6 protein-coding genes and 1 pseudogene are annotated in these 10,208 nt (G+C 39.5%); 5 read left to right on the top strand and 2 right to left on the bottom strand.

Annotated elements, in window-relative coordinates:
• Nucleotides 1-31: 31 nt before the first annotated feature.
• A complete protein-coding gene (locus DCO56_RS19930) occupies nucleotides 32-478 on the top strand; it encodes a nuclear transport factor 2 family protein (protein ID WP_108635511.1) in 447 nt (148 codons plus the stop codon).
• A gap of 99 nt (nucleotides 479-577) precedes the next feature.
• Here the strand turns inward: DCO56_RS19930 and DCO56_RS19935 are convergent, their stop codons facing one another.
• Both DCO56_RS19935 and DCO56_RS19940 read right to left on the bottom strand, forming a co-directional pair.
• On the bottom strand, nucleotides 578-1,804 hold the full coding sequence (locus DCO56_RS19935) for a hypothetical protein (RefSeq protein ID WP_108635512.1): 1,227 nt from the start codon (nucleotides 1,802-1,804) through the stop codon (nucleotides 578-580).
• Nucleotides 1,805-2,056: 252 nt separating this feature from the next.
• Nucleotides 2,057-2,626: pseudogene (locus tag DCO56_RS19940) on the bottom strand (transposase).
• Nucleotides 2,627-2,921: 295 nt separating this feature from the next.
• Between DCO56_RS19940 and DCO56_RS19945 the strand changes: the two are divergent.
• The 4 genes from DCO56_RS19945 (at nucleotide 2,922) to DCO56_RS19960 (ending at nucleotide 10,076) form a co-directional block, all read left to right on the top strand.
• A complete protein-coding gene (locus tag DCO56_RS19945) occupies nucleotides 2,922-4,487 on the top strand; it encodes a DUF4832 domain-containing protein (RefSeq protein WP_108635514.1) in 1,566 nt (521 codons plus the stop codon).
• 147 nt (nucleotides 4,488-4,634) lie between these two features.
• Nucleotides 4,635-6,422 (top strand): glycoside hydrolase family 2 protein, encoded by a 1,788-nt coding sequence (locus tag DCO56_RS19950; RefSeq protein WP_108635515.1) that lies wholly within the window; start codon nucleotides 4,635-4,637, stop codon nucleotides 6,420-6,422.
• Between the two features lie 166 nt (nucleotides 6,423-6,588).
• Complete coding sequence (locus DCO56_RS19955) at nucleotides 6,589-9,285, top strand: sugar-binding domain-containing protein (RefSeq protein WP_108635812.1); 2,697 nt, start codon at nucleotides 6,589-6,591, stop codon at nucleotides 9,283-9,285.
• 38 nt (nucleotides 9,286-9,323) lie between these two features.
• Nucleotides 9,324-10,076 (top strand): hypothetical protein, encoded by a 753-nt coding sequence (locus DCO56_RS19960; protein ID WP_245935878.1) that lies wholly within the window; start codon nucleotides 9,324-9,326, stop codon nucleotides 10,074-10,076.
• The last annotated feature ends 132 nt before the right edge of the window (nucleotides 10,077-10,208 follow it).

Consider the following 10,208-nt stretch of genomic DNA (forward strand, 5'->3'; position numbering starts at 1 on the left):
AAAAAAACTAACACAATAAAATAAAGACATTATGAACTCATTAGTAAAAACCTTCACAGCAGCAGCTCTAATCGCAGTATCCACTTTCGCTATGGCCGCTAACAAACCAGCATCAAAAACTGAAAAAGTAACCGTTAACCTTTCTACAGCAGACTTTGCCTTAGAGCACTATGTTGCTGTAACTACGGAGGGAGAATCAGCAGGGGTTGAGCAATTATTCGCGGAAGATTTCAACCAAAAGATCCAAGCTTCCAATGTACAGTCTCATAGCCGTAGTGCGGTTGTCAAATCCTTGAAAAAACAAAAAGGGGAGAAGCTCAACTGTACGGTAGCTACTGACATTATCGAAGAGTCTGCCGACTTTATGGTTGCTAAAGTAACACTAAGATTTGAAGACTTTACCAAGACTGATCTGGTAACTTTGGTACGTGAAGGTAATGATTGGAAAGTGTCCAAATCAATCAACTCATATAAATAGTCTCCAATAACTAGTGGTGAGTCCAGTCAACTCAGGGCTGACCACTAGTGAATCATATGTTTATTTAAGGCCACCTCGTTAGATGTGGCTTTTTGACAGTTATTTACGGACACTTACTCTTTTTGTATTTACAATCTGATCATTTGTGTTTTTAAATTCAAGTATATAGTTTCCAGGCCTTAAATATAGAAATTCCTTTGTGGTTTTGATGAAAAGCTGGTCTGCTGGTATTCGATGCCCTCGTTTTTCGCATGCATAATAAGCTTGAACAAAAAGTCCTTTTTGCCCGTACGTATCCAGCGGTAGAGCCTTTGTAGTACTATTCATTGATAAGTACTTGGGACGATTATTGGGGGTTAGATAGCGGGGGTAGAAAAGCGAAATATCTACGAAGTCATCATGCCAGACGGTATGATCTTTTAAAGCGATGACGGGTACACTGAACGAAACAAACTTGTTTACGGTTAGGAATTCGTCAGTTTCAAACTGGGTATGATATCGTTCAATATGTCGAGTTTGTGATATTGTTAAAGGATCAATATTGGTCATTTCTTTAAAGAACTGAGCCATTTTTTTCCAACTGGTTCGCGTATTTTCATGGACATGATCATATCCTGCATAGACAAGCAGTTTCGCTTGAGGGTCAGTTTCTAGCAATTTCGCTAGGTTGACTGCTTGTAATGAGTCGCGCATACGATTACTATTTGTATTTCTGGCCTCATATTTTATCAATACAAAATTCTGTCGCAACGCTTCCCTGATCATTTCTGCGAAGAGGGGGTCGTGGCTATAATACCCTATTGTATCTGTGACGATTCGTGTTGTGTTAATGTTTTGATCTGCAAGGTCTTCAATAGCTAAATACTTGAAACCTAATTCACGAAACCCATTTAATAATTGGGATACAAATACGCGGTGATAGGGAATGTTATGAGCTTCATTGATCATTACTACTTTTTCATTTTTGGCTCTTTTCAGGATGAATTTTTTGGCATCGACAAAGTTATGCTGTTTATAAAATGTACTGTCATATTTTATTTCATCGTTTTTAAGCGCGTGAACATATTGCTGATCCCAGTAAAATCTTGAACTATCATAATTGCCAATAAAAGAATGATAAGTCGATTGGAATTGATAAAAAAGGGATTTTGTTCTTGCATCCATACTATCCACCGGTAGTTTGTTGAATTCCTGAATGGCTATCTGATAGTTTTCTGGATGCTTTTTAATTATTTGATCATTTAGCTCAAATAATTTTTGTATAGTAATTTGCCCTGTTACCAAGTGGCTAATTACAATAAATAATAGCGTAAAATAGATTTTCATAACTAGTTTTTTAGTTTTATAACTAATATATTAGTTGCATGTCTGATTTCAAAATTAAACTGTTAGAAATTTGGAAAATATATAGATAAAGCATGTTCTAATCTCTTTGATTTTTATATTTTTCAGGATTCAATTGAAGAATCTAACAAATGTAAATTTATCAATATCGATGAAGATATCGTTCGTAGGCTTTAGTATAAAATTTTCTGGCTGATTTTTTGCAAAAATTATAAAGTTAACCCGTTGTGCATTTTAAATAATGCTTATTTTTAAATTGTTGATATTCCTATTGAATATATTTTTGTTGATGTATTGAATGACCGTCATTGCCGTTATCTTTGTCAGAATTCTGGTTCTAAAACTGTCAAGAGATTTGGCGTAATTGCGTCTAACCATAAATTGGTCGCACATCTAGGAAAACCATGTCTCGATCCTCTTCCTTGATTTTCTGAATAAGCTGAATTGAGGTTTGTAGCTCTTTTGATTGTTTTTCTTTGGCGTATCCAACCTGATGTTGGAGTACTCGAAAAGATTCAGCTGCATCTCAGCTGACAGATATCCTTTGTCTCCCAGCAGGGTGCAAGCGGAGAGCTGATTAACGAGATCAACCAGGTAATGAATGTCATGCACATTTGTCGCGGTAGGGTCAATCTTTGAGACATCACACTCATATAATAGAAGTATATGTTGGATGATGTAATTAATCTGCTGTTGATCCATTCCGATTTTGAGAAACCAAAATTTAGTTAGTTTGGACTTTTTTATATACAAAAATCCCCTGTTTGTACAAAAATGAACCATTTCTGAACAAATCAATACCATAAGCCTAACGAAGGATATCTACTTTTGTTTACCGTCCAGATAAATTAACAGTGATTAAAACAAAATGTTAATGTATTAACATGAAGAAGAAAGCTGATAATACGGGCACTAAATAACCAACTAAATGAATGAGAAAATATATGGGAGGCCTAAAACTTTATTTCCTTTTTCTTCGCGGGTTTAAACGTATACTATATACGAGCGAAGTAGCCTTCATGATCGGATTTCTAAAATTCGATAAATAGAACGTGGTAGACATAAAGACCTTCTCAGAGATGGAATAACAAATAGACAGATGATATTGAAAAGAATACCTAAAATTATTTTATTAGCCATATTATGCGCTTCTGTATTGCTCGGCTTTAGTCAAAAAAATAGCGGTCAAAATGACCTGAGCAATGCCGATTATATTATTTTAAACCCCAAGTACGACGGCCATTCGTTCCTACGCAACCCTTTAAATGGCTGGGTAATGTATGCCCCCCGTAACGCAGACGATACATATTGGGATATCGAATATTTTGTGCCGGCATTAAGAAAAAAAGTTAAGGTCATCGATTATGCTTCGGCATGTTATGTGCGTACGAGCTGGTCTTCGCTAAACCCAAGCGACGGTATTTATGCTTGGGATGATCCAAACTCCAAAATAGGAAACCTCATTAAAGGAGCGCAAAAGAGGGGACTTCCCATCGCACTCCGAATTGTGATAGATGGTCGTGATCAAGGTCAAAATACGCCTAAATTTGTGTTTGAAGTTGGTGCCAAGTATTATCTGGAAAATAAAAAGTATCCTGATAGACAGACCCCCTATCCGCAGGATGTGGTATTTAGAAAATATTACAGCAAATTTATCACAGCTCTAGCAAAAGAATTTAATGATCCTGATAAAACTTCTTTTATTGATGCCTATGGCTTGGGGAAATGGGGCGAAGCACATTTTGTAGTCTATGAAGATCCAACAATAGCAACTCCCGAAAGTACCGAAAAAATAAAGGAAGAAACATTGGATTGGGTAACCAATTTATATGCTCAAACCTTTACCAAGGTGCCTTTGGTTATCAACTATCATCGTTTGGTCGGTCATCCAGAAAGTTGGGGCGCCGTCAACCCAAATAGTGAACGCTTATTGGACAAAGCGATTGAGAAAGGCTATAGCCTACGCCAGGATGCTTTTGGTATGACAGGCTACTACCAGGATTGGGAAAAAGATTTTGCCAGCAAATGGAATTTCAAGCGTCCTATCATTATGGAGGGCGGATGGATTATTGCTCCAGGTAAGCATCGTTATTGGAAAGACCCAAGTGGAAAATATAGAGAAGGGCACGATGAGGATGTGAGAAAAGGAGAATTTGACGCTTCGGCCGAAGCTCATGTCAATATGATGGATTTTAGGGCGGGAGGAGAAACCGAATCCTGGTTCAAGTCCTTTGATCTGGTTCAACGGTTTAATACAGAGGGGGGCTATCGTGTATACCCCGACCAGATCAAGCTGCCCAAACAGATAAAATCTGGTGCAATGGCTCTCATTTCGCACCGTTGGCAAAATAGGGGCTGGGGCTATTTACCTAATAATATTCCGCAGTGGAATTACAAATATAAAGTAGCATTTGCTCTGTTAGATGCCAAAGGAAACGCGAAAAAGATTTTTGTAGATCATCAGAGCGATCCGTCTAAATGGTTGAAAGGTACTGCCGCAAATTACCAACTTAACGCAAAAATAGATTTACCTGCTGGAAATTACAACTGGGCGGTCGCTATTGTTGATACCGCAATGAAAAATAAACCAGCAATTCAGCTAGCGCTTGATGAAGCTCCACAGGTTCATGGTTGGACAAAGTTGTTAACCTTGCAAGTGCACTAACTTAAATACCAAATTGTTGTGCTTACCCTTTCCCATCAGCAATAATAATTGCTATGTATGTATTCGGTCGATGTGTCATTTTGAAAACGAAGAAATTTAGCGAATGTGCGACTTGCACTTACAATTATATTAAGAAGTAAACCTATTATGATAAAGCTGAGCAATCTATATTTGATATTGTCCCTGTTTTTTAGTCTGATCACCTTTAAGGTTGTCGCGCAGCAAAATATGACCAATGTGTATGGCAGACGTGTACAATCATTAAACGGAAAATGGGACGCTATTGTAGACCTATACGACCAGGGCAGAAAAAACAAAATCTACCTGAATAAAAAACCGGAAAGCAAGACCGATTTTTATGAATACTCCTTTGAGAACGGTCTACGTCTGAATGTGCCTTCGGATTGGAACAGTCAGCTACCTGAACTTAAATACTACGAAGGTACCATCTGGTATGGTCGAAAGTTTGACACAGTGAAAGAAAGCAATGGGAGATTGTTCTTATATTTTGGTGCTGTAAGCTATCGTTGCCGTATTTACCTCAACGGAGAAGAAATAGCACAGCATCAGGGTGGTTTTACACCGTTTCAGGTGGAAATAACGGATGTGGTTAAAGAAAAGGATAATTTTTTGGCAGTCGAGGTCAATAATACCCGGCAGGTAGATGCCATTCCGGCAATGGCCTTTGATTGGTGGAACTATGGCGGCATTACCCGTGATGTTTTTTTGGTAAGCACGCCAAAAGTTTTTATTGACGATTATTTTATTCAATTAGACAAAACCGAAGCCGATAAAATCAATGTTCATGTAAAGCTCTCGGATAAGCTGGCCAATTCTTCCATTACCATCGAAATACCGGAATTGCAACTTACTCAAACGCTCAAGACAGATGCTCAGGGAGAAGTAAAGACGTCATTTACATCAAGGGAAATTAAACGTTGGTCGCCAGCTGCACCAAAACTGTATACGGTAAAGATTTTAAGCCAAGAGGATCAGATAGAGGAGGAGATCGGCTTTCGCAATATTGGGGTTAAGGGGGAAGATATATTTCTGAACGGCCAGCCTATTTTTCTAAAGTCCATTTCATTTCATGAGGAAATACCGCAACGCAGAGGCCGTGCTTTTTCGCAGTCAGATGCAGTAATGCTGCTTTCAGAAGCTAAAGCTTTAGGTTGCAATATGATTCGATTAGCACATTATCCGCAAAATGAATATATCGTGCGGACGGCCGAAAAAATGGGCTTTTTGTTGTGGGAAGAAATTTCCATATGGCAGGGGATCGACTTTGAAAATGACTCGACCAAAGAAAAAGCAGGCAAAATGATGCGTGAAATGGTCTCTCGAGACAAAAATCGCTGTGCCCTCACTTTTTGGGGTGTGGCTAACGAAACCCAGCCGTCCGAATCTAGAAATAATTTTATCAGGCATTTGATAACAACCTGCAAAAGTATGGATACCACCAGACTGGTTACCGCCGCTTTTGATTTGGTCCGTTTTCAAAAAGAGAAACAGGTATTTGTCATGGACGATTCTTTTGTCAACGAATTGGATGTAGTAGCCGTTAACAAATATATGGGCTGGTACCATCCCTGGCCAATCACCCCTGATAAAGCCAGATGGGAAGTGGCAAGAGGGAAACCGTTAATTATTTCTGAATTTGGGGCAGAGGCGTTGTACGGCAATACCGGCGATGCAGATGTTGTCAGTTCATGGAGCGAAGATTACCAAGCAACCTTGTATAAAAATAACCTCGAAATGTTTAAGCATATTCCAAACCTGCGCGGAACTTCGCCCTGGGTACTTTTTGATTTCCGTTCGCCATTCCGTTTTCATCCGATCAACCAAGACGGCTGGAACCGCAAAGGATTAGTATCAGATCAAGGGTACCGAAAAAAAGCCTGGTTTTTAATGAAGGAATATTATGATAATAAATAAGACCTCAATCCTTGTACTTCCAAAACAGGGCCTAAAGAAGATTATCACAATAACACTAGTTTTTTCATCGTTGCGCACAAAAATATTTACTAAAAGAATGAAAGCACAAAAAAAATCGAAACACAAAATAGACGAATACAGGATAAGTATATACAAATACATTAAAATGATATGCTTACTGGGGCTTTTAGTGCAGGCAACCCTGTTAAAAGCGCAAGATGTCATCGATTTATCGGGTACTTGGGGTTTCCAGACCGATGTCATGGATTTCCGTAGAGGCTCGCTGTCGCCGCGCTATAATCACATTTTACAAGAAACGATCAAACTTCCTGGCATTACCGATGATTATCAGATAGGACATAAAAATCCGTACAAATATATTGACCGTCTGACCCGAAAATACGAATACATGGGACCGGCATGGTACCAACGGGATATCGAAATTCCTGCCTCCTGGAAAGGTAAAAAAATAGTCATGTATTTTGAGCGTACCCACTGGTTAAGTTCAATTTATGTGGATACCAAGGAAGTAAGCCGTATCGATTATGTAAGTGTCCCCCACAGCCACGATCTTACAGCATTTGTAAAGGCCGGAAAAACGCATCGAATTACGGTTTGTATCGATAATAGGTTTCAGTATAATACCCATAAGTGGAACCATGCGCATACCGAATTTACCCAAATTAATTGGAACGGTATCTTAGGAGAGATGAAATTAATGGCCATAGATCCTGTTTATTTGGAAGACCTTCAGGTTTATCCCAACATAACCGACCATTCCATAAAAGTAAGATTACAGGTAAATAATGATACCAAAAGAAAGATAGAGGGTAAAGTTTCTCTTACGATTACAGGCACAAATCATAGCCTAAAAAAAGAAGTTGCAGTAGTCAGTACCGATTCGGTAACTTTTGTGGAAACCAATATCGCGCTGGGTAAGAACATGAAATTATGGGACGAGTTTAATCCTAATCTTTATCAGATAAGCTGCCAGTTGACAACTTCAGATGGAAAAAATGCCTACCAGCACGAAAAAAAGACAACTTTTGGAATGCGTGAAGTAAAGCAAGGCAAAAACCACGTCTTGCTCAATAATCACCCTATTCATTTACGAGGCAATGTAGAAAATGCTGTATTTCCCAAAACAGGACACGTTCCACTCGATGATGCCTCATGGGAGCGAATTATGTTACTGATGAAGGGATATGGGATGAACCATTTGCGATTTCATTCCTGGTGCCCTCCGGCAGCGGCCTTTCGCATGGCGGATAAACATGGAATTTACTTTGAGGTGGAGATGCCCATGTGGGGCAAAGATGCTGAACCAGACGAAGCCAGATATAACTTCTTCCGTAGGGAAATTAAGGCTATTTTGAAAGAGTACGGCAACCATCCTTCGTTTATTTTGTACTGTAACGGCAATGAAATTACCGGCAACTTCGATTTTATCGAAGAACTGACCGCCGAAGGCAGAAAAGCTGATCCACGACATTTGTATAGCGGTTCTACAGCTCGAACAAGGGTCAAATCGGATCAATATTACGTATCTCAGCAGACCAATAGGGGGCCCGTAAAGGTTTACGAAGGTCTACCCGGTACCGACTGGGATAAGAATATGGAATCTGATGTAGATGTTCCAGTCATTTCGCACGAATCGGGACAGCGATGTATTTATCCGAATTTTGATGAGATAAAGAAGTATGCCAACAGCCCCGTTGAAGCCCGCAATTTTGAAGTATTTAGAGATCTGCTGAAAAAGAATGGCATGCTGGATCAAGCGAACGACTTCTTTCGGGCGTCTGGTGCGCTGACCGTGCTGGAGTACAAGGCCGTGATCGAAGGCTTGTTGCGCTCCGGTAAATCTGCAGGCTTCCAGCTCTTGTCAATGAACGATTTTCCTGGACAAGGGTACGCCCCTGTAGGAATCTTCGATCCGTTTTGGGATTCGAAAGGATTGGTCACCGCCGAAAAATTCAGGGAGTTTTGTGCGCCAACAGTCGCTCTTTTGCGATACGATAAAAGTAGTTATTTCGATAGCGAAACATTTAGGGGAAAAGCAGAGGTCTATAACTTTAGCAATTCAGCCCTTGAAAATGCCAAAATTAAATGGTGGATGACCGATACAGCTGGCCGGGTATTGCAAAAGGGAACCTTGAAAAAGCAAACCATTGCCAACGAACATGTATCGCCAGTCGGTGAATTTGAGATCCCCCTAAAAAACATCAGCAGCCAGAAGGTTACCGTCCATCTTGCGGTTAATGACACGATTAAAAACAGCTGGGACATTTGGGTATATCCCAGACATCAAAATCTGATGCAGTCTACAGATAAAGTATTGTACACCGATATTTACGATGATGCAGCAAAGAAACAGTTAGCTCAAGGCAAAACAGTTGTTTTTTATCCATCTCCAGCCAGCGTGAAAGGTCGAAAATCAATGTTTCATAATCATTTCTGGAACCCCATTATGTTTGCTTGGGCACCGATGACAATCGGCAACCTGGTCCATCATGAACAGGCCATGTTTAAGGATTTCCTTACTTCGTATCATACCGATTGGCAATGGTGGGATATCCTGAACTATGCAAAAGTAATCGAAATGCAACATACACCACAACAACTGCGTCCCTTTATACAGGTCATCGACAGCTACGATAACAACCAAAAATTAGGTATTGGTTTCGAAGCAAAGGTGAATGGCGGGAAACTGCTGCTGCTGGCATTGGATACAAAAACAGATATGGATAAGCGTCCGGCTACCCAGCAATTGTTGTACAGTATTGATAATTATGTGAACAGCGATAAATTTTCACCGCAAGTAACTTTGGACGAAACTTTTATTCATTCATTTTTAACAAAATAAGAAAGGTTTAAACGATGCTAAAAACAGTTGTATTTCCGATGATGACATTTCTTTTAGGCCAGACCCTAATGGCACAGGAAATTATATTAGAGCGAAAAGCTCCTGTATCCCAAGTTTATAAAGAGGCTGTGGAAGCCGAAGATGCATTGCCCATGAACGATTTGAACATTGAATTTGGCTATGTGCTTTATCAGACAGAGATAAATACCGATACCGATACCGAAAGCGGAGAGCTGGAATTGGAAAACGTACGTGATTATGCCGTGGTCTATATGGACGGCAAGTTACAGGGCACCTTAACTGATAAAGGTAAAAAATTAGCCATCAAAGCAGATCCGGGCAATCACACACTCCAATTTTATGTAGAGAACATTAGCCGGATCACCTATGGACCAGAAATTACGGATAATTCAAAAGGGCTGTTTGGCAACGTTACCTTAGATGGAAACAACGTCCAAAACTGGAAAATGATTCCCTTAAATGTACGCAACTATCCAATAAAGGATTTGGTGTTTGAACAAAACCCAGGCACTGATACACCCGGTTTCTATCAAGGTCAATTCGATTTCAGTCGTCCTCAAAATATGTATCTTAATATGACCGGATGGGGAATGGGAGAGGTGTGGTTAAATCAAAGATATTTGGGGGCCTATTGGGAAGAAGAAAAACAACAGTCGATATTAATTCCTTCGGAAGATTTAGTACCTGGCAAAAATGAGCTAGTGATCTTCGAACTCAAAAACAATCAACAAAAGAAGATAAGTTTGTCCCCAACTCCTATTTTTAAGTAAATAGGAGTTAGGATTTTAGAATGTATTTGAAAGAGTAAAAAGGAACTTATGGCGAAATTTTGAGACAGCCCTTTGCGTAATTGAAAGAGAATCGTAGCTTAAAGAAATACTTGTCTTAATAAAATACAGTTC

The sequence above is a fragment of the Sphingobacterium athyrii genome, from assembly GCF_003071065.1.
In the GTDB taxonomy this organism is placed as follows: Bacteria; Bacteroidota; Bacteroidia; order Sphingobacteriales; family Sphingobacteriaceae; genus Sphingobacterium; species Sphingobacterium athyrii.

Excerpts from the sequence above, each read along its gene's own strand:
- DCO56_RS19950 (WP_108635515.1), top strand. The coding sequence starts at position 4,635 with ATGATAAAGCTGAGCAATCTATATTTGATATTGTCCCTGTTTTTTAGT.
- DCO56_RS19955 (WP_108635812.1), top strand. The coding sequence starts at position 6,589 with ATGATATGCTTACTGGGGCTTTTAGTGCAGGCAACCCTGTTAAAAGCG.
- DCO56_RS19960 (WP_245935878.1), top strand. The coding sequence starts at position 9,324 with ATGATGACATTTCTTTTAGGCCAGACCCTAATGGCACAGGAAATTATA.
- DCO56_RS19945 (WP_108635514.1), top strand. The coding sequence starts at position 2,922 with ATGATATTGAAAAGAATACCTAAAATTATTTTATTAGCCATATTATGC.
- DCO56_RS19930 (WP_108635511.1), top strand. The coding sequence starts at position 32 with ATGAACTCATTAGTAAAAACCTTCACAGCAGCAGCTCTAATCGCAGTA.
- DCO56_RS19935 (WP_108635512.1), bottom strand. The coding sequence starts at position 1,804 with ATGAAAATCTATTTTACGCTATTATTTATTGTAATTAGCCACTTGGTA.